Genomic DNA, 18,453 nt, shown 5'->3' on the forward strand with positions numbered 1-18,453 from the left:
TTCTAATAAATTTTAACACTGATTGTCTATCCAATCCGCCCATTTCTGTAACCACACCTTGCATTCACTCTCATAACTGTATAAATCATAGGTTCCTGCGATACCGCTACGTGAATGTCCAAGTATCGCTTCGCCCACTTCATTAGGGCAACCGAGTTTAGCCAAGCCTGTACGCACTGTACGGCGTAAATCATGAGGTGACCAATCAGGGATATCTAGCATCTTGCCTTCTTTGCGTAAACGCCATGCACATTCTGTTAAATACTTTTGCTGAATGGGTAACTTTGTTACTTGAGATGGAAAAAGGTATTTATCGGAGTTCATGCGCATTGATTTCAAGTAAGTGATTGCTTGATGAGGCAATTGAACGTAACGCTTAATTCCTGTCTTAGTTTCTTTCAGATGAATAGTCCCTTTTTCAAGATCCACATCATCCCAAGCCATTGCGCACACTTCACCAGTTCGGCAGCCTGTCCAAAGCGTCAGACGGAAAACATTTTTCACAACATTGGTGTAAGCAGAACTAGGCAACCACGCTAGAAATTTCTTGAGTTCATTATCATCTAGATAACGAGTACCTTTATTACTGGTTAGTTTAAACTTAGCTTGCTGCAAGCTCGATTTCGCCAATAAAGCAGGGTTAGCGAAATTATCTTCGAAATACTCTAGGCCGATTGCAAACTCATAGGCTGCCGACAGTTCACGTAATACATTACCCGCTTGAACCTTAGCGCCTCGCCTATCAATTTCACGCACGAGTTCTATCACATCTTTTCGGATCACTTCATGCGCCATAAGCTCACCTAAAACACGAACAGCATCGGCTTCAAGCATGCGACGAACTTCCTTTTGCCCTTTCTTCTTTCTTGAGCCAGAAATAATTTTACCGTCTTTGCCTTTACGATCTTCAATCCGTTCAACTAAGTATAGTTCAACAAGTTCTTTTACTGTTAACTGTTTTTTTTGCGGCTGGAGTTGTTCTTGTTTTTTATATTGCTTTTCTTCTTTTAGCTCAGTGACAGGGCATCGACCTAATTGACGTAACTGTTTCAACTCTTGTAACTTAACTCTCGCCTCACTCAGTGAAATTTGAGGAAAATTACCGATCTTTAGCTGTACAAGTTTGTGTGTAACTGGGCTACTATAACGGTAGAAAAATGTCTTAATGCCTGTTGCGCCACAAAATACACGTAAACCTGTATTTTCACCTGTATCAGACCTATCTTTACTGGCAGGTTTCATTGCCTCAATGGCTTTCGTTGATAAAGGTTTTGCTGGCTGCTTTTGGCTCATAAGTGTTACCTTGTTTAGCGCTGACTATAAGATAATTAAAGATTTTTAGTGAAAAGTGTAGGTTGCCATTTTTGTTATGCCCATTATACCATATCACCACCAACAACCTATACTTTAACCTACACTTATATATGGGATTCTGTGATATTTTATAAGATATAATGAGATCTTATGAGACAATAAAAAAACACAGAATCAAGTTAATTCAATAAGTTAATATAGATAACCCCATGACTGACAGCCAAAATTTAGAATCTCACACACCAATGATGCAGCAGTACTTCCGGCTCAAGGCACAACATCCGGATATTCTGATGTTTTACCGGATGGGTGACTTCTATGAGCTGTTCTTTGATGATGCCAAACGGGCTGCACAGTTACTGGATATTTCACTGACCAAACGCGGTCAGACCGCCGGTCAGCCGATCCCGATGGCCGGTGTCCCGCACCATGCGGTTGAAGGATACCTGGCAAAACTGGTTCAGCTCGGGGAATCGGTTGCCATCTGTGAGCAAATCGGCGATCCGGCCACCAGTAAAGGCCCGGTGGAACGCAAGGTGATCCGTATCGTCACACCGGGAACGGTCAGTGACGAAGCCCTGTTACAGGAGCGCCAGGATAACCTGCTCGCTGCGGTCTGGCAGGATGCGCGCGGGTTTGGTTACGCGACTCTGGATATCACATCCGGCCGTTTCCGTATCCTCCAGTTAGAGGATAAAGACGCGATGGCGGCGGAATTGCAGCGTACCCGTCCGGCGGAACTGCTCTATCCGGAAGATATGGCAGATTTCGCCATTATTCAGAATCAGAAAGGGCTGCGCCGCCGTCCGTTGTGGGAATTTGAACTGGAAACCGCCCGCCAGCAGCTGACATTACAGTTCGGCACCCGGGATTTGCACGGCTTCGGCGTGGAAAATGCCCCGCTGGCCTTACAGGCCGCAGGGTGTCTGCTGCAATATGTTAAAGATACCCAGCGCACCTCACTGCCGCATATCCGCAGTGTGACCCTGGAAAATCTTCAGGAAAATGTGATTCTGGATGCGGCCACGCGCCGCAATCTGGAAATTACCCAGAACCTCAGCGGCGGCACCGAAAATACCCTCTCCTCCGTACTGGATCTGTGCGTGACCCCGATGGGCAGCCGGATGCTCAAACGCTGGCTGCACTCCCCCCTGCGTGACAGAGCGGTGCTCGCCAGCCGCCAGCAGGCGATTGCCGCGCTGATGACAATCAGCCCGGATTTACAGCCGGTTCTGCGTCAGATTGGCGATCTCGAACGGGTGCTGGCGCGCCTGGCGCTGCGTACCGCCCGCCCGCGTGATCTGGCGCGGATGCGCCATGCTTTTTCACAGTATCCCGATATTCAGGCTCAGCTGAGCGCGGTATCTGATCCGTATATTCAGACACTGCAACAGCGTATCGGACAGTTTGATGAATTACAGGCTCTGCTGGAGCGGGCCGTTGTTGAAACGCCGCCGGTACTGGTGCGTGACGGCGGTGTCATTGCCCCCGGCTACAATGAAGAGCTGGATGAGTGGCGTGCTCTCGCGGACGGCGCCAGTGATTATCTCGACAAACTGGAAATCCGCGAACGGGAAAAACTCGGTATCGATACACTGAAAGTCGGGTTTAATGGTGTCCACGGTTACTATATTCAGGTCAGCCGCGGGCAAAGCCACCTGGTGCCGATCCATTACGTCCGCCGCCAGACCCTGAAAAATGCCGAGCGCTACATCATTCCGGAACTGAAAGAGTATGAAGATAAAGTTCTGACCTCCAAGAGCAAAGCACTGGCGATTGAAAAAGCCCTTTATGATGAGCTGTTTGATCTGCTGCTGCCGCATCTGGAAGCGCTTCAGCGCAGTTCAGACACCCTGGCGGAACTGGATGTGCTCACCAACCTGGCTGAACGCGCGGAAACGCTCAATTACACCTGTCCGCAACTGACGGATAAAGTCGGTATTCAGATCACCGGCGGTCGCCACCCGGTTGTCGAACATGTGCTGACAGAGCCGTTTATCGCTAACCCGCTGGCAATGTCACCACAGCGCCGCCTGCTGATTATCACCGGCCCGAATATGGGCGGTAAGAGTACCTATATGCGGCAGACAGCGCTTATCGCACTGCTTGCGTATATCGGCAGCTTTGTGCCGGCAGAAAAAGCAGTTATCGGCCCGGTCGATCGGATTTTCACCCGTGTCGGGGCATCGGATGATCTGGCGTCCGGCCGCTCCACCTTTATGGTGGAAATGACCGAAACCGCCAATATCCTGCATAACGCCACGGAACAGAGTCTGGTACTGATGGATGAAATCGGGCGCGGCACATCTACCTATGATGGTTTATCGCTGGCCTGGGCCTGTGCGGAAAGCCTGGCAAACCGTATCAAAGCACTGACACTGTTCGCCACCCACTATTTCGAGCTGACCACACTGCCGGAGAAACTGGAAGGCGTGGCCAATATCCATCTGGATGCGGTCGAGCACGGTGATACTATCGCCTTTATGCACAGTGTACAGGATGGCGCAGCCAGCAAAAGTTACGGCCTTGCGGTTGCACTGCTCGCCGGGGTGCCGCGTGATGTGATTAAACGCGCGAAGCAGAAGCTGCGCGAGCTGGAATCACTGTCACTGAATGCGACGGCCAGTCATGTGGAAACACCGCAAATGAATCTGCTGGATGCGCCGGAGGAAGCAGCACCGGCACTGGATGCACTGGCGGGGATTAACCCTGATTCACTGACACCGCGTCAGGCGCTGGACTGGCTCTACCGCCTGAAAGAGATGCTCTGACAGCCGGACAAAAGAAAAGGGGGGAATAAATTCCCCCCTTTTGCATGAATAATATTTATAACTGCTCTGAGAACGCAGTTTTACTGATCACTCAGTTAAACAGTGAATTCTCACATAACCCGTGGTTATGCAGGATATCTTTCAGGCGGCGTAAACCTTCCACCTGAATCTGCCGCACACGTTCGCGGGTCAGACCAATCTCACGTCCGACATCTTCCAGCGTTTCCGCCTCATAGCCGAGCAAACCAAAACGGCGCGCCAGTACTTCCCGCTGCTTCGGATTCAGTTCATACAGCCATTTCACAATGCTCTGCTGCATGTTGTTATCCTGCAGCCGGTTTTCCGGTGTGACATCATTTTCATCAGACAGAATATCCAGCAGTGCTTTGTCTGAATCCGCACCCACCGGGACATCCACTGAGGTGATGCGCTCATTCAGACGCAGCATACGGCTGACATCATCTACCGGTTTATCCAGCTGTTCAGCAATTTCTTCCGCTGTCGGCTCATGATCCAGCTTTTGTGCCAGTTCACGGGCGGTACGCAGATAAACATTCAGTTCTTTGACAATATGAATCGGAAGACGGATGGTGCGGGTCTGGTTCATGATAGCCCGTTCAATCGTCTGACGGATCCACCATGTGGCATAGGTAGAAAAACGGAAGCCTTTCTCGGGGTCAAATTTCTCCACCGCGCGGATCAGCCCGAGGTTACCCTCTTCGATCAGATCAAGCAGCGCCAGCCCCCGGTTACTGTAGCGGCGGGAAATTTTAACCACCAGACGGAGGTTACTTTCAATCATACGCTGGCGCGCTGCGGTATCACCCCGCAGGGCGCGCCGTGCAAAAAAAACTTCTTCTTCTGCGCTGAGCAGCGGTGAAAAGCCTATCTCACCAAGATAAAGCTGAGTAGCATCCAGGACACGCTGGCTGACACTCTGCACGAACTCAATGTCCGGGCCGGGATCGTCAGATTCACTTTCCTCTGCCAGCTGTTTCTCATCAAACAGCTCTTCATCTTCATTCTGCCCGGCGGCAAAATCTTCGTCGTATAACTCGTTAGCGTTCAGTGGATTACGGCTCATCAGCTTGCTCCTACCCCGATAATTCAGGCAGAACAAGCTGTTCTGCCGTTTATCGCTGCGGTAAGTACTGCAGCGGGTTGACTGATTTTCCCTTGTAACGAATTTCAAAATGTAATCTGACAGATGTGGTTCCGCTGCTGCCCATCGTGGCAATTTTCTGACCAGCTGCGACGTCCTGCTGATCTTTAACCAGGATGGAATCGTTATGCGCGTAGGCTGTCAGGAAATCATCGTTGTGCTTGATGATGACCAGATTGCCGTAGCCGCGTAACGCGTTACCGGTATACACCACTTTACCCGGCGCTGAAGCAAAAACAGGCTGTCCACGTGTACCACCGATATCAATACCCCGGTTACCGCTGGTAGGTCCTGTGTAGTTGGAAATGACTTTGCCTTCCGCTGGCCAGCCCCATTTAAAGGAACCACTATTTACGGCGGCAGGCGCGCTGGTTGTTGTTGCCGGTGCGGTAACGGCAGCCGTTGTTGCTGCTGTCGCAGCAGCAGTACCGTTATTCGCTTTTGCCTGTGCGGTGACCTGAGATGAGAGCATCTTACCGCCGGCCGGTTTAGCGCCTGCTGATTCAGAATACGCATTAGTTGGTTGAGAATCAACCACCCTGTTTTGCGGAGTATTCCTATTTGTCGCGACCTGAGTTCCGCTGCTGACCGGTGCAATGGTATTACCACCGCCATTGCTTAACCGGATCACCTGCCCTTCGTTCAGGCTGTACGGTTCAGGAATATTATTCTGTGCTGCCAGTTCACGGAAGTCAGATCCTGAGATATAGGCAATGTAAAATAAGGTATCGCCGCGCTGAACCGTATAGGTATTTCCGTTGTAACTGCCTTTCGGGATCGCATCATAATTACGGTTATACTGAATCCGGCCACTGTTGCTGGTCTGCACCCCGGCAGAACGCGGCTGCTGCACACTCCCGCTGACCGGTTGTGTGTTATTGGCAGAACTGAGCTGAGGACGTACCGGCATCGGTGTCGACACAGATGAGTTGTTATTATCATTACCTGCTGTCATTACCGGTGCACTGCTGCTCTCTTCCACACTGCTGATTGGTGCGGCATGATACGGCGTTGAGCACCCGGCCAGAACTGTGCTCATCAGTGACCCAATTGCAACCCATCGTATTGTTTTCATAGGGTTTCTTGAGTTCATATTCCTTCTCCCGAAACTGGAAATAGTGCGAAAACGGACAATCAGAAAGTCACCACGCAGCCGCAGACCGCATGGCAGGATTGTATTATTAAAACAGATACTAAGCGAAATGAAAAAGTCTTGTTACCAAAATAGCCATTTTTATCCCAGATCCCCGTGAACCAGGGGAACAAACCGGACAGTTCCGATCGATTGGGTATGAAAGTCATTGCCCCGGCGGCGGATCAGCTTGAGCATCTGCTGCTGTTCCCCCACCGGTATCACCATCCGGCCGTTATCCGCCAGCTGACTGAGCAGTGCGGGAGGGATATCGCTGGCGGCAGCGGTGACAATAATGCCGTCAAACGGACCACGGGACGGCCAGCCCTCCCAGCCGTCACCGTGACGGGTGGAAATATTATGCAAATCAAGCTGTTTAAAACGGCGTTTGGCATGCCATTGTAACCCTTTCACCCGCTCAACAGAGTAAACATGCGCCGCAAGGTGTGCAAGGATCGCCGTCTGATAGCCGGATCCGGTGCCAATCTCCAGCACATGCGCCTGCGGAGCCGGTTCCAGCAGTTCCGTCATTTTCGCCACCATAAACGGCTGGGAGATAGTCTGCCCGCAGCCAATCGGCAGTGCGGTGTTGTCGTAAGCTTTGTGTGTCAGCGCCTCATCGACAAAATTCTCCCGCGGGACAGCCGCCATCGCCTGTAACAGACGTTCATCGCGGATCCCGGCTTGACGTAACTGTGTAATCAGATCCTGTACCACCCGGCGGATCATTCCTGTATCACCCCTGCTTTTTGTAACCAGTCTTCTAATTTGTCCTGCACACTGTAGGCGGTCAGATCAACATGCAACGGCGTGACGGAGACATAGCCTGCATCCACCGCCGCAAAATCGGTATCCGGGCCGGTGTCCAGTTTTTCCCCCGGAGGACCGAGCCAGTACAGCGGATTCCCTTTCGGATCCATCTGTGTATAAACCACATCCGGTGCCCGGCGGGTTCCGCAGCGGGTCACTTTCATTCCTTTTATCTCACTGAGCGGGATATCCGGGACATTCACGTTCAGAATATTACCGGCCCGCAGCGGTACCTGCTGTAACATGGTCAGCAGACGACAGGTAATTTCTGCCGCCGTATCATAATACGTTTCGCCGTTCAGGGAGACCGCAATCGCCGGTAATCCCAGGTGACGACCTTCCATTGCCGCCGCAACCGTACCGGAATAAATCACATCATCCCCGAGGTTCGGGCCGCAGTTAATGCCGGAAACCACAATCTCCGGACGCGGGCGCATCAGCAGATTAGCGCCGATATAAACGCAATCCGTCGGTGTGCCTTCCACCAGCGCAATATCGCCGTTCTCATGAACCACCGTACGCAGCGGGCGATCAAGTGTCAGCGCGTTGGATGCCCCGCTGCGGTTGCGATCAGGCGCAACCACCTGCACATGGTAAGTACGCCGCAGCGCCTCAGATAATGTCCGGATCCCCGGCGCACTGACGCCGTCATCATTACTCACCAGAATTCTCAGCACAACGGTATCCTTTTTTGTCAGCAGCAGCTCATTTATCACGTCAAAAAACTATTTTATCAAGTTAGCCGCGATAAAAAAGGGTTATAACAGATTTAGTCTGATTGCTTTTTTCATATTCACCTGCATGATACTGCTATTATTTATCACCGAAAGGATTTCTGCATGGCTATCTGCCGGCGAATTACCGCAACCCTGTTCACCGCACTGGCTGCCGGACTGCTTCTGGTCTCAGAGGCATTTGCGCTGTCACCTCAGGAAGAGACCCGAGTGGAGAACCTGCTGACTGCCGCCGGGAAGCAGGAACAGCTGATTTTTATCCGTAACAGCAGTGAGCATAATGCCGCCGACGCGGAATCGCATCTGCGCCTGAAATTAAGCAAAACGAAAAAACGCCTGAGCACCGCAGAGCAGTTTGTGGATAAAGTGGCATCCGGCTCCTCCGTCAGCGGTAAACCGTATCAGGTGAAACTGCCGGGCAAAGATCCGGTGGATGCAAAAATTTATCTGACAGCGTTACTGGCAGAAACAGACAAAGCTACCGCAGCAAAAGCTAAATAAAAAACGGAATAAAAGAAGGGGCGGAAATTATTCCGCCCCTTCTTTATGTTAATCAGTCAGTGGATTATTCACTGAATTCTGCGGCCTGATCCGCTTCCAGCTCAATAATTTCGCGGATAACACTGGTGGCGAAACTGCCGGCCGGCAGGAAAAAGGATAAACGGACGGTTTCATCATCCATCCATTCAGATGCGAAATGTTCCGGATACAGCATCAGCGCACGCCGGGCATTATCCGCCCCCTCTTTCGCCGCCAGCTGCCACAGAGAATGCCATGGCACCAGTTGTTCGTTTTCAAAGGCCAGTGCGGCATCCTGAGAGCCCAAATCCCCCCTGCCCGGCAATGGCGCTGTAATACGCAGTTCACGGTTATCCAGCCGCTGCTGCACATCCGCCAGTTCATCCGCCTGAGCCGCAAACCAGCTGCCGCGACCGGCGAGTTGTACCGCATCACCCTGTAATACGGTTGCCTGAAGATGTTGTGTCAGACGGGCATCCGCTACTGCGTTAAACATGGCACTGCGGGCGGCAGAAAGATAAAAACCGCGTTTGCTGCGATCTTTTACACTGATTTCACCGTCAGCCCAGCGCTGTGCGAAATGCAGGTTCTGGCCATTGCGCCCGAAACGCTGCTCACCGAAATAATTCGGTACCCCGGATTGTGCAATCTGCTGTAAACGCTGTTCTGTCGCGGCACGATCGCTGATCCGGCGCAGCACAATAGTAAATTGGTTGCCTTTCAGCGCACCGATCCGCAATTTGCGTTTCTGGCGGTTAACTGCCAGCACTTCGCAGCCTTCAATCTGCATCTGTGTGAAATCGGGTGTTTCTTTTCCCGGCATCTGCAGACAAAACCACTGTTCGGTGACCGCATGACGATCTTTCAGCCCGGCGTAGCTGACAGCACGGGCGGCGATTTTCACGAATTTCGCCAGTTCTTCCGCCACAAACCGCGTGTTACAGCCTGTTTTACGGATACGGACCATCACATGTTCACCGTCGCCGTCCGGTTCAAAACCCAGATCTTCCTGCACCAGAAAATCTTCCGGCTGTGCTTTCAGCACCCCGGTGGCCGCCGGTTTACCGTGGAAATAGCTGACAGGGAGACTCATGCTTCAACCTTCACAAGCAGCGCCACCGCCTCACAGGCGATCCCTTCTTTGCGGCCGGTGAAACCCAGTTTCTCGGTGGTAGTGGCTTTCACATTGATATCATCCATATGACACTGCAAATCTTCCGCCAGATTCACCCGCATCTGCGGGATATGCGGCAGCATTTTCGGTGCCTGGGCAATAATGGTGACATCCAGGTTGCCCAGTCTGTAGCCTTTTTCCTGAATACGGCGGAATGCCTCACGCAGCAGGACACGGCTGTCCGCACCTTTATAGGCAGGATCAGTATCCGGGAATAGTTTGCCGATATCCCCGAGCGCTGCCGCACCCAGCAATGCATCGGTGGCCGCATGCAGGGCGACATCGCCGTCAGAATGCGCCAGTAATCCCTGTTCGTAAGGAATGCGGACGCCCGCAATCACAATCGGGCCTTCGCCGCCGAAGGCATGAACATCAAAACCGTGTCCTATTCTCATCATGTTGTCTGTTCCTTATTGTTATTGGACAGGTAGAACCCGGCAAGTGCGAGATCTTCCGGCTGTGTGACTTTAATATTATCCGCGCGGCCGGACACCAGCAGAGGCTGATAGCCGCAAAATTCCAGCGCGGAGGCTTCATCGGTGATCACTGCCTGCCGGGACAGCGCCTGCTGCAGACAGGTACGCAGCAGATGAAGCGGGAAAAATTGCGGGGTCAGGGCATGCCACAACTGTGTGCGCTCAACGGTATGATCAATACCGGTATACCCGGCAGATGCCACACCCCGCTTCATGGTATCGCGTACCGGCGAGGCCAGAATCGCCCCCTGCACGCGGTTATCTGTCTGTGTGTCTGACATCACGGCCAGCAGCCGGTTCAGATCCGCAAGTTGCAGACAAGGACGCGCGGCATCATGCACCAGCACCCAGCTGTTTTCCGGGGTATGCTCCGCCAGATAATCGAGACCCGCCAGAACAGAATCCGCCCGCTCACCACCGCCGGTGACTGTCCGGATACGCGGGTGACGTGCCACCGGTAGTGTACTGAACACCGTATCCTGAGGATGCAGCGCCACCACCACCTGTGTGATGCGCGGGTGTTCCAGCAGAATAGCGAGGGTATGTTCCAGAATGGTTTTTCCGGCAATTGTCAGGTATTGCTTGGGGCATTCGCACTGCATACGGGTACCGGTACCGGCAGCCGGGATCAGCGCTGTAACCGGAGCATCATCAGAAATACCGGATAAGTCCGGTACCGGTTGTGCACCGGTCATTGCGGAAGAAAGTAGTGTCATAGCGGTTAGTTACTGCGACTTTGTGACTGCGCGTTTTGCTGTGTCCGTTTTTCGGACAGGATACGGTAAAAGCTTTCACCGGGCTTGATCATGCCTAATTCACTGCGACCGCGCTCTTCGATAGCCTCAAGCCCGTCATTCAGATCGCCGATCTCAGCAAATAACTGTTCGTTACGGGCTTTGAGCTTCGCATTTACCTGTTCTGATGCAGCAACATCTTCACTGACCTGTACATAGTCGTGAATACCGTTTTTCCCTAACCACAATGAATATTGCAGCCAGCCCAGAATAACTAAAAGTAATAGCGTCAGTTTGCCCATCACCGCCCCCGAAAAGATCGGCTAATCTTCCCATAAGATCGGCGCAGATGCTACTGTTCCGTCCGTTATTCAGACAGAAGATCAGTAAACATCCCGCTGATAACGTTTCGCTGTCCGTAATCCGTTCAGAAAAACCTGAGCCTCTTCTGCGGACATCGCCCCTTCACTGCGGATAATATCCAGTAATGCGGTATCCGTGTCTTTTGCCATCCGGAAGGCATCCCCGCACACATAAACGTACGCGCCCTGCTCCAGCCAGCGCCAGACGGTTTCCCGCATTTCAGAGAGCTTATCCTGCACATACACTTTCTGCGGCTGATCCCGCGACCAGGCGGTTGTCAGTTGCGTGAGAACACCCCGGCGCACAAAATCTGTCAGTTCTGTCTCATACAGAAAATCGCTTTTTTCATGCGGATTGCCGGTAATCAGCCAGTTTTTTCCGCCGGATTGCTGAGCCGCACGCTGCTGAAGAAAAGCACGGAACGGTGCGATACCGGTACCGGGTCCTATCATAATCACCGGTTTTTCCGGGTCATCCGGCAGGCGAAAGTGATCATTATGCTCAATAAAACAGGCAACCGTATCCCCGGGCTGTAACTGGTGTGTCAGATAACGGGTTGCCGCACCGTAGCGGGAGCGCCCGTCCGTCTGGTATTCCACCACCCCGGCAGTCAGATGCACCTCATCCGGCGAGACCAGCGGCGACGAGGAGATAGAGTAAAGGCGCGGCATCAGCGGCGGCAGGCAATCCACCCAGGCTTGTGCGGAGGTCTGCACCGCAAACTCACGAACCATATCCGCCACCGGTCTGCGCTGTGCATACGCTGTCAGCTGCTGCGGATCCGCAATCATGTCCAGCAGTTCCGGCGCGTGACTGAGGCGGGCGTAAGCCGCCACAACCGGCGCACTGTTGATGGTCAGCTCACACTGCGTCAGCAGGGCGTCACGCAGCGAATACGATTTTCCTTTCAGCATGACGCGCTCAGTACCGTCGAACCAGAGCAGTCCCAGCAGTTCGCTGACCAGCTCCGGGCTGTTTTCCGGATACACCCCCAGCGCATCACCGGTCTGATACCGCAAACCGGTGCCGCCGATATCCAGGACAATCTGACAGACATGCTTTTCCGACTCCGGTGCGGTCAGGCGCACAGCGCGGCGCAAAACCGCAGACTGTGGTTTGTCACGCCGGTGCGGCTGTGAATCAATCTGCACCACGGCATTGTGAGCAAAACGGCTGAGCTTCTCCGCATCTGCCGGGGGTGTCAGATTCAGCAGCTCAGGGATCAGCTGAGAGATCCAGCTATCTGCAGTGGCCTTATAATCACTGTCCGCCTCGGCACGCGGCAGGATCCGCCGTGCCCCCAGGGCATGCAGGCGGTTATCAAAATTCTTTCCGGCCTGACAAAACTGCGGATACGCCCGGTTGCCCAGCGCCAGCACCGCATAACGGGTTTCTGTCAGCAAAGGTGCCTGAACAGAATGAAGGAAATGAAACAGCGGCAGGGCTTCTTCCGGCGCATCACCATCCCCGGTGGTCGCACAGATAAGTACCACCAGCGGTGATTCCGGAAATCCGGAAAGAGAGAGATCCCCGGCATTTACCAGACGCACCGCCCGCTGTGCACTGAACAGTTGATCCCGCAGGGATTCCGCCACACGCCGGGCGTTACCGGTCTGGGACGCGGCGATCAGCAGAATATCTGCCGGTTCCCGTTCTGCCGCAGACGGCGCTGCCGCTGCCCGTTCCCGGCACCAGGCCGATAACCAGTTCAGCTGTTGCGGTGTCAGTGTATCAAGTAAGGGTTGCAGGTACTGCCAGTCAGGCGCGGCAAGCGGAGAGATTGTGGTCGGCGATGTCATAGTAAACCCGGTAAATGAGTGTATCCGTTATTATTCTGACGCTCCAACATAGAGAAAAGCACCGGTGTTGTCGATAAAAAATAGCCGGATACTTCTGTTATTTATTCGTCACTTTACTGTTTTTTGGTAACATTTTCACTGAATATTGCGTAAAATGACGCTTTTATTACGCCATACCGTCATTATCCGGAGAGAGTTATGACCACCACGATTTTTAAAGAGTTGCAGTTTGAAGCCGCCCACCGCCTGCCGCATGTCCCGGAAGGCCATAAATGCGGGCGTCTGCACGGGCATTCCTTTCTTGTCCGTCTGGAGCTGAGTGGTGAAGTGGATGCGCATACCGGCTGGCTGATCGACTTTGCTGAGGTCAAACAGGCGTTTAAACCGATTTATGACCGTCTGGATCATCACTATCTCAATGAGATCCCGGGGCTGGAAAATCCGACCAGTGAAGTGCTGGCACAGTGGATCTGGCAGCAGACCAAACCGCTGCTGCCAATGCTGAGTGCCGTGCTGGTCAAAGAGACCTGTACCGCAGGCTGTGTTTACCGCGGCGAATAATCAGGCAATATTAAGATATTTATGAGTCTGCATCGAGAAACGCCAGTTGCGCGCGATGCAGGTCTCAATACAGAGTGCGGTGGCTGCCGGTTTCTGGCTGATCGGCTGCAATGCCACCACCGGCTGCTTATCCCCCGGCAGTTTTGCCAGCAGTAAATCCAGTTCGTCGATATCCCGCTGCCGCCCGACCGGATGTTTCACCTCATCAGCCCGCCGCAGTGAAGGCGTCAGTACATCATAACCCCCGCGCATATTCACTTTCGGGGATACTGTCACCCAGGTTTTCTCACTGCACTGCACCGGCTGTGTGCCGCTGGTTTCAATCTGGCACTGATAACCCCGCGCTTCCAGCGCTGCCGTCAGCGGCCGCAAATCATATAAACACGGTTCACCGCCGGTGATCACCACATGGCGGGCCGTATAACCTTTCGCCTCAAACTGCATAATAATGCCGTCTGCATCCAGAGAGGCCCAGCGGTCGTCCTCCTCTGTTTTATTCATCATGTCTTCTGCTGAACAGTTTTTTTCCGGCAGCTGTTCCCAGGTATGTTTGGTATCGCACCAGCTGCACCCGACCGGACAGCGCTGCAAGCGGACAAAAATTGCCGGAACGCCGGTAAAAACCCCTTCGCCCTGCAATGTCTGAAAGATTTCGTTAATAGGGTATTGCATCACTCATCTGTTCCTTACGTTCAGAACCGTATTATTGCAGATAATTATCCCGTCAGCATGACTCTTTATGTTAAAGTACCGGGTTGACTCTGACCGCGTTTCACATCAGTAAAAACGCTGCTCATCACGACAGCGACAGGATTAAATACATGAAAGAAAATAATACGGCGCTACGACGGGGGCTTACAGGGCGGCACATCCGCTTTATGGCTCTCGGATCGGCGATAGGCACCGGCCTGTTTTACGGCTCGGCAGCCTCTATTGAGCAGGCGGGTCCTGCTGTTCTGCTGGCCTACCTTATCGGGGGTGCGGCAGTCTTTATGGTGATGCGTGCGCTGGGCGAAATGGCAGTCCACCATCCGGTACCGGGTTCATTTTCACAATATGCCAGCCATTATATGGGGCCGCTTGCCGGGTTTCTCACCGGCTGGAACTATGTTTTTGAAATGCTGATTGTCTGTCTCGCGGACGTCACCGCCTTCGGCTTCTATATGAAGCTCTGGTTCCCGGATGTCGATCAGTGGATCTGGGTACTGGGCATTGTCTGTTTCATTGGCGCGCTGAATTTATGTCACGTAAAGATATTCGGGGAAATGGAGTTCTGGCTCTCGATTGTCAAAGTGACCGCGATTATCGCCATGATTGTCGGCGGTGCGGCGATTATGCTGTTCGGCTTCGGCCAGGAAACCGCACATCCTACCGGTATCAGTAACTTATGGGAATTCGGCGGCTTTATGCCGAACGGAATAAGCGGGGTGATAGCCTCACTGGCCATTGTGATGTTCGCCTTTGGCGGTATTGAAGTTATCGGCATCACCGCCAGTGAAGCACAGAACCCGGAAAAAACCATTCCGAAAGCGATCAACGCAGTACCGCTGCGTATTCTGCTGTTCTATGTGCTGACACTGTTTATTCTGATGTGTATCTTCCCGTGGAACCAGATCGGCCATAACGGCAGCCCGTTTGTGCAGATTTTCGAGAAACTGAATATCTCTTACGCGGCCAATATTCTGAACCTGGTCGTGATCACTGCCGCAGTATCTGCGATTAACAGTGATATCTTCGGTGCAGGCCGGATGATGTACGGCATGGCACAGGAAGGTCAGGCGCCTAAATCCTTTATGAAGCTCACTAAAAACGGTGTGCCGTGGATGACAGTTCTGGTGATGAGTGCGGTTCTGCTGGTCGGTGTGGTTCTGAACTACCTGATCCCGGAAAAAATCTTCATTATTATCGCCTCCATCGCCACCTTCGCGACCGTCTGGGTCTGGCTGATGATCCTGTTATCACAAGTGGCAATGCGCCGGAAGATGAAACCGGAAGAGGTCAAAACCCTGAAATTCCCGGTACCGATGTGGCCGGTTGCACCCGCTCTGACCATCGCCTTTATGGTCTTTGTGATTGCGCTGCTGGGTTACTTCCCGGATACACGTGTGGCACTGATGGTGGGAATTGCCTGGGTGGTCATTCTGACTGTCGGTTATTTTGCCGGTGTGAAAAAACGGGTATAGACGGACAGCTCACTGTTCTGAAAACACGAAACCGGGTGAATACAACACCCGGTTTTTTTTATGTCCGGTATCAGGGTTCGCTGTCGATGCGCTGAATACGGGAGCCCATAATCTGTAACGTTCTGAGCACCATATTGATGCCTTTGAGCGTGTCCTGATCTTTCAGTAATTTATAGGTATTGCGGAAATTGTACTTTTCATCACTGTACATCATTTCCATTTTGGCCTTGTTCAGCGCCAGCCCGCTTTCCCACAATAATGCGATACCCGATTCCGCATTATCCGCCAGTTTATTGACCTCATTCTTGCCGATAATATCGACCAGATCCGAGACCAGCGACAGCAGATCGATCACATTATCAAAGCGGTTAAGCTGCATTAACACCGCCAGTTTTTCCGCTGTCGCTGCGGATAATTCAGGCTGTGGCGCAGCAGTCTGTTCATTCATCTGTTCTGTTGCAGACATTGCAGTTTCCTCCGTTATACCAGACCGCGAACGGTTGACCAGTACAGCCCGCGGTTAAAACCGGTACGCAGCAGGCCGCCCAGCTTTGTCGCCGGTGTCGGTAACACATCATGCTTATAATCATACTGGAGCGGCATCCCCGCATTCAGTCCCATCTGCGCGACCGCCTGAACCCGTCCGTCATAAATGGCGGTGGTATAGCCGAAACGCATCTCGCCGATAATATTATCCACCACGACAGTTGACTGGTTATGACAGCTGCCCGCGGCTTTACTGATCGGCAGATCCACAGTATCCCCGAGAACATACACGTTTTTCAGCCCGTATACCTGCAACGTTTCCGGATCTGTCGGCAGCCAGCCCTCTTCCGGGTCGCCGTCGGATAATCCGGTATTGCGTACCGACTCCACCGCAGAAATCGGCGGCGTACCTATCAGCAGATCAAACGGCTGCTCTTCCCCCTCTTTGGAATAGGCAACTTTCTTTTCAGGGCAGACTCGCTCCAGGGTAAAACCGCGCTGGGCCTGAATATTGCGCTCCTGAAAGATCGCCGGCAGTACTTCACAAACATCTTTCTGCATAAACAGGCAGTTACGCAATAATTGAGATACTGTCGGGTAGGTATAAACGATTTCGATATCCTGGCGGACACGGCGCTGACGAAAATAATCATCCAGCATCAGCGTGGTTTCCATCGGTGCGATACCGCACTGGTGAGGAACATTCGGGGTATTCGGGAAAGAAACGGTGATAAAAATCCGGCCCTTTTCAAATTTCGCCAGTTTTTCAGCCAGCTGGCGGGCAGGTTGATACTGATAGAAATGGTCGGCGGCTTCTTTCATTCCGGAGATCCGATCCGGTCTCGGCTGACAGCCGGTCGCGATCACCAGATAGTCATATCCGTATTTGGTGCCGCTTTTTCCCTGCAGCGTCTGTGATGCAAAATCGAAATGCTCGACACGATCATGAATAAACTGAATTTCGGGGCGAAGCAGAGAGCGTTGTGACTTCCGTAATTCCTCCTTCAGATACAGATTAAAAGCCACATACATAAACGCAGGTTTATAATAGTGCCATTCACTGTCTGAAATCAGGACAACTTCCACTTTCTTCTGATAAATATCATTTAACAGCTTTCTGGTCAGAATATTTGCGACCATCGTGCCGCCGGCGCCGCCGCCAACAATAACAATACGCTGCATTTAATTTCTCCGGTTAATTATTTAACATTAAAATTAAATAAATCACACACAACATCAACACGGAGTTAACTATAGCAGTTAGTTAATCATTACTGTTTATATAATTTATATTTATATATTTTTTTTGATACAAACCGAATTATTGAAATTCTGCAATCAAAGGATGGTGATCAGATGCATCTGTCTGCATAACGTCCGATAAAACCAGTTTAAATCCGCGATAAAACAGATAATCCAGCGGGTGACCAAATGCTTTGGTACGGATATCATGCGGAAACAGCACTTCTTTGAGCCCCTGAGCGCGGGCAAAACGCTTCAGGGCATTCATTCGCTGTCTGCTCCAGGCATTAAAATCACCGCCGAGGATCACCGGCCCGATATGGCAGCGGATCTGAGAGCCAACCGTATTCAATTGACGCCGGTAAACATCCACGCCAAAACTGAAATTAATAGCATGGACATTAATTACCATCAGCTGGCGTCCGTCCGGCAGTGGATATACCGTAACTAATGCTGATTTCGGCAGACGCAATAAGGGTTCTTTCTGCTGCAACGGGCAGCAATAGATTGGATGAGAGGTTGCCAGTGTCATCACACCGGAAGGATGCTGCTGAAAATGCAGCGCGGGAACCTGATCAGCAACCAGCTGATGTTTTCCGGCCAGGCTGACCAGCTCAGGAGAAGGCTGCGCTTCCTGAAGCAGCACAAGTTGGGTGTCATGCAGAATACGATCAAGGGTTTTGCGCCAGTCAGGACGCTGTTGCTTATAGATATTCCAGACCACAACGCGGATAGTTTGCTCCGGTGCAGATAATGGTAAACCAACCGGTAATCCGTTACCCAGCATATCAGCTGACATGGGACGGATTTGTCGTGCCGGATGCCCTGCGACATACCGGACAGACCAGTTTTTTCTCTCTTTCAACGATGACCCCGATACTGTTTGCTTCTGTCCGTCACTATCTTAGCAAACTTTGATTCATGCTATCCGGTTCAGAACACGTATTCAGGCGAAAAATATTTTTTCTTTTTCCCCAAACGCAAAAAAGCCAC

General features: G+C 52.1%; 18 protein-coding genes. 4 read left to right on the plus strand and 14 right to left on the minus strand.

The annotated features are described in order from the left end of the window. Window positions 1–12 precede the first annotated feature (12 nt). Window positions 13–1,293: a tyrosine-type recombinase/integrase gene (locus U868_RS0117240; protein ID WP_025154383.1), complete on the minus strand. Its 1,281-nt coding sequence runs from the start codon at window positions 1,291–1,293 to the stop codon at window positions 13–15. 230 nt (window positions 1,294–1,523) lie between these two features. On the opposite strand from U868_RS0117240, the gene mutS reads away from it, so the two are divergent. Continuing rightward, complete coding sequence (gene mutS, locus U868_RS0117245; RefSeq protein WP_025154384.1) at window positions 1,524–4,085, plus strand: DNA mismatch repair protein MutS; 2,562 nt, start codon at window positions 1,524–1,526, stop codon at window positions 4,083–4,085. 91 nt (window positions 4,086–4,176) lie between these two features. Here the strand turns inward: mutS and rpoS are convergent, their stop codons facing one another. From rpoS to surE, 4 genes are all read right to left on the minus strand, one after another. Then, window positions 4,177–5,169, minus strand: a complete 993-nt coding sequence (rpoS, locus tag U868_RS0117250) for an RNA polymerase sigma factor RpoS (RefSeq protein ID WP_025154385.1) — start codon at window positions 5,167–5,169, stop codon at window positions 4,177–4,179. 49 nt (window positions 5,170–5,218) lie between these two features. After that, window positions 5,219–6,340 (minus strand): murein hydrolase activator NlpD, encoded by a 1,122-nt coding sequence (gene nlpD, locus U868_RS0117255; protein ID WP_025154386.1) that lies wholly within the window; start codon window positions 6,338–6,340, stop codon window positions 5,219–5,221. A 141-nt stretch (window positions 6,341–6,481) separates the two neighbouring features. Further along, complete coding sequence (locus U868_RS0117260) at window positions 6,482–7,108, minus strand: protein-L-isoaspartate(D-aspartate) O-methyltransferase (protein WP_025154387.1); 627 nt, start codon at window positions 7,106–7,108, stop codon at window positions 6,482–6,484. Then, complete coding sequence (gene surE / locus U868_RS0117265; protein WP_025154388.1) at window positions 7,105–7,866, minus strand: 5'/3'-nucleotidase SurE; 762 nt, start codon at window positions 7,864–7,866, stop codon at window positions 7,105–7,107. Before surE ends, U868_RS0117260 begins: the two co-directional genes overlap by 4 nt. A 162-nt stretch (window positions 7,867–8,028) precedes the next feature. Here surE and U868_RS0117270 point away from each other — a divergent pair, with 162 nt between their 5' ends. Further along, a complete protein-coding gene (locus U868_RS0117270; protein ID WP_025154389.1) occupies window positions 8,029–8,424 on the plus strand; it encodes a DUF5329 domain-containing protein in 396 nt (131 codons plus the stop codon). Window positions 8,425–8,488: 64 nt separating this feature from the next. Here U868_RS0117270 and truD read toward each other — a convergent pair whose 3' ends face one another. The 5 genes from truD to U868_RS0117295 all read right to left on the minus strand — a co-directional run bounded on the left by truD (window position 8,489) and on the right by U868_RS0117295 (window position 12,988). After that, window positions 8,489–9,535, minus strand: a complete 1,047-nt coding sequence (gene truD, locus U868_RS0117275) for a tRNA pseudouridine(13) synthase TruD (protein ID WP_025154390.1) — start codon at window positions 9,533–9,535, stop codon at window positions 8,489–8,491. Next, on the minus strand, window positions 9,532–10,011 hold the full coding sequence (ispF, locus tag U868_RS0117280; protein WP_025154391.1) for a 2-C-methyl-D-erythritol 2,4-cyclodiphosphate synthase: 480 nt from the start codon (window positions 10,009–10,011) through the stop codon (window positions 9,532–9,534). Before ispF ends, truD begins: the two co-directional genes overlap by 4 nt. Further along, complete coding sequence (ispD, locus tag U868_RS0117285; protein WP_051583077.1) at window positions 10,011–10,787, minus strand: 2-C-methyl-D-erythritol 4-phosphate cytidylyltransferase; 777 nt, start codon at window positions 10,785–10,787, stop codon at window positions 10,011–10,013. Before ispD ends, ispF begins: the two co-directional genes overlap by 1 nt. A gap of 26 nt (window positions 10,788–10,813) precedes the next feature. Further along, window positions 10,814–11,128, minus strand: coding sequence for a cell division protein FtsB (gene ftsB / locus U868_RS0117290; protein ID WP_025154393.1), 315 nt, complete (start codon window positions 11,126–11,128; stop codon window positions 10,814–10,816). 81 nt (window positions 11,129–11,209) lie between these two features. Further along, the gene (locus U868_RS0117295; protein WP_025154394.1) at window positions 11,210–12,988 is read right to left on the minus strand and encodes a diflavin oxidoreductase; all 1,779 of its coding nucleotides are present in this window, start codon (window positions 12,986–12,988) and stop codon (window positions 11,210–11,212) included. 198 nt (window positions 12,989–13,186) lie between these two features. Here U868_RS0117295 and queD point away from each other — a divergent pair, with 198 nt between their 5' ends. Continuing rightward, entirely contained in the window at window positions 13,187–13,549 is a 363-nt protein-coding gene (gene queD / locus U868_RS0117300; RefSeq protein ID WP_025154395.1) for a 6-carboxytetrahydropterin synthase QueD, read from the plus strand. Here queD and queE read toward each other — a convergent pair whose 3' ends face one another. Beyond that, window positions 13,550–14,221, minus strand: coding sequence for a 7-carboxy-7-deazaguanine synthase QueE (queE, locus tag U868_RS0117305; RefSeq protein WP_025154396.1), 672 nt, complete (start codon window positions 14,219–14,221; stop codon window positions 13,550–13,552). It abuts the gene before it with no gap. A gap of 149 nt (window positions 14,222–14,370) precedes the next feature. Here queE and U868_RS0117310 point away from each other — a divergent pair, with 149 nt between their 5' ends. After that, window positions 14,371–15,732: an amino acid permease gene (locus tag U868_RS0117310; RefSeq protein ID WP_015422464.1), complete on the plus strand. Its 1,362-nt coding sequence runs from the start codon at window positions 14,371–14,373 to the stop codon at window positions 15,730–15,732. A gap of 70 nt (window positions 15,733–15,802) precedes the next feature. Here the strand turns inward: U868_RS0117310 and U868_RS0117315 are convergent, their stop codons facing one another. The 3 genes from U868_RS0117315 to U868_RS0117325 all read right to left on the minus strand — a co-directional run bounded on the left by U868_RS0117315 (window position 15,803) and on the right by U868_RS0117325 (window position 18,325). Further along, on the minus strand, window positions 15,803–16,198 hold the full coding sequence (locus U868_RS0117315; RefSeq protein ID WP_025154397.1) for a hypothetical protein: 396 nt from the start codon (window positions 16,196–16,198) through the stop codon (window positions 15,803–15,805). 14 nt (window positions 16,199–16,212) lie between these two features. Then, a complete protein-coding gene (locus U868_RS0117320; RefSeq protein WP_025154398.1) occupies window positions 16,213–17,400 on the minus strand; it encodes an NAD(P)/FAD-dependent oxidoreductase in 1,188 nt (395 codons plus the stop codon). A gap of 139 nt (window positions 17,401–17,539) precedes the next feature. After that, complete coding sequence (locus tag U868_RS0117325) at window positions 17,540–18,325, minus strand: endonuclease/exonuclease/phosphatase family protein (protein ID WP_025154399.1); 786 nt, start codon at window positions 18,323–18,325, stop codon at window positions 17,540–17,542. Between the last annotated feature and the right edge of the window lie 128 nt (window positions 18,326–18,453).

It is taken from the genome of Morganella morganii H1r (assembly GCF_000633515.1).
Taxonomy (GTDB): domain Bacteria; phylum Pseudomonadota; class Gammaproteobacteria; order Enterobacterales; family Enterobacteriaceae; genus Morganella; species Morganella morganii_B.

Excerpts from the sequence above, each read along its gene's own strand:
- U868_RS0117240 (WP_025154383.1), bottom strand. The coding sequence starts at position 1,293 with ATGAGCCAAAAGCAGCCAGCAAAACCTTTATCAACGAAAGCCATTGAG.
- mutS (WP_025154384.1), top strand. The coding sequence starts at position 1,524 with ATGACTGACAGCCAAAATTTAGAATCTCACACACCAATGATGCAGCAG.
- rpoS (WP_025154385.1), bottom strand. The coding sequence starts at position 5,169 with ATGAGCCGTAATCCACTGAACGCTAACGAGTTATACGACGAAGATTTT.
- nlpD (WP_025154386.1), bottom strand. The coding sequence starts at position 6,340 with ATGAACTCAAGAAACCCTATGAAAACAATACGATGGGTTGCAATTGGG.
- U868_RS0117260 (WP_025154387.1), bottom strand. The coding sequence starts at position 7,108 with ATGATCCGCCGGGTGGTACAGGATCTGATTACACAGTTACGTCAAGCC.
- U868_RS0117270 (WP_025154389.1), top strand. The coding sequence starts at position 8,029 with ATGGCTATCTGCCGGCGAATTACCGCAACCCTGTTCACCGCACTGGCT.
- truD (WP_025154390.1), bottom strand. The coding sequence starts at position 9,535 with ATGAGTCTCCCTGTCAGCTATTTCCACGGTAAACCGGCGGCCACCGGG.
- ispF (WP_025154391.1), bottom strand. The coding sequence starts at position 10,011 with ATGAGAATAGGACACGGTTTTGATGTTCATGCCTTCGGCGGCGAAGGC.
- ispD (WP_051583077.1), bottom strand. The coding sequence starts at position 10,787 with ATGACCGGTGCACAACCGGTACCGGACTTATCCGGTATTTCTGATGAT.
- ftsB (WP_025154393.1), bottom strand. The coding sequence starts at position 11,128 with ATGGGCAAACTGACGCTATTACTTTTAGTTATTCTGGGCTGGCTGCAA.
- U868_RS0117295 (WP_025154394.1), bottom strand. The coding sequence starts at position 12,988 with ATGACATCGCCGACCACAATCTCTCCGCTTGCCGCGCCTGACTGGCAG.
- queD (WP_025154395.1), top strand. The coding sequence starts at position 13,187 with ATGACCACCACGATTTTTAAAGAGTTGCAGTTTGAAGCCGCCCACCGC.
- queE (WP_025154396.1), bottom strand. The coding sequence starts at position 14,221 with ATGCAATACCCTATTAACGAAATCTTTCAGACATTGCAGGGCGAAGGG.
- U868_RS0117310 (WP_015422464.1), top strand. The coding sequence starts at position 14,371 with ATGAAAGAAAATAATACGGCGCTACGACGGGGGCTTACAGGGCGGCAC.
- U868_RS0117315 (WP_025154397.1), bottom strand. The coding sequence starts at position 16,198 with ATGTCTGCAACAGAACAGATGAATGAACAGACTGCTGCGCCACAGCCT.
- U868_RS0117320 (WP_025154398.1), bottom strand. The coding sequence starts at position 17,400 with ATGCAGCGTATTGTTATTGTTGGCGGCGGCGCCGGCGGCACGATGGTC.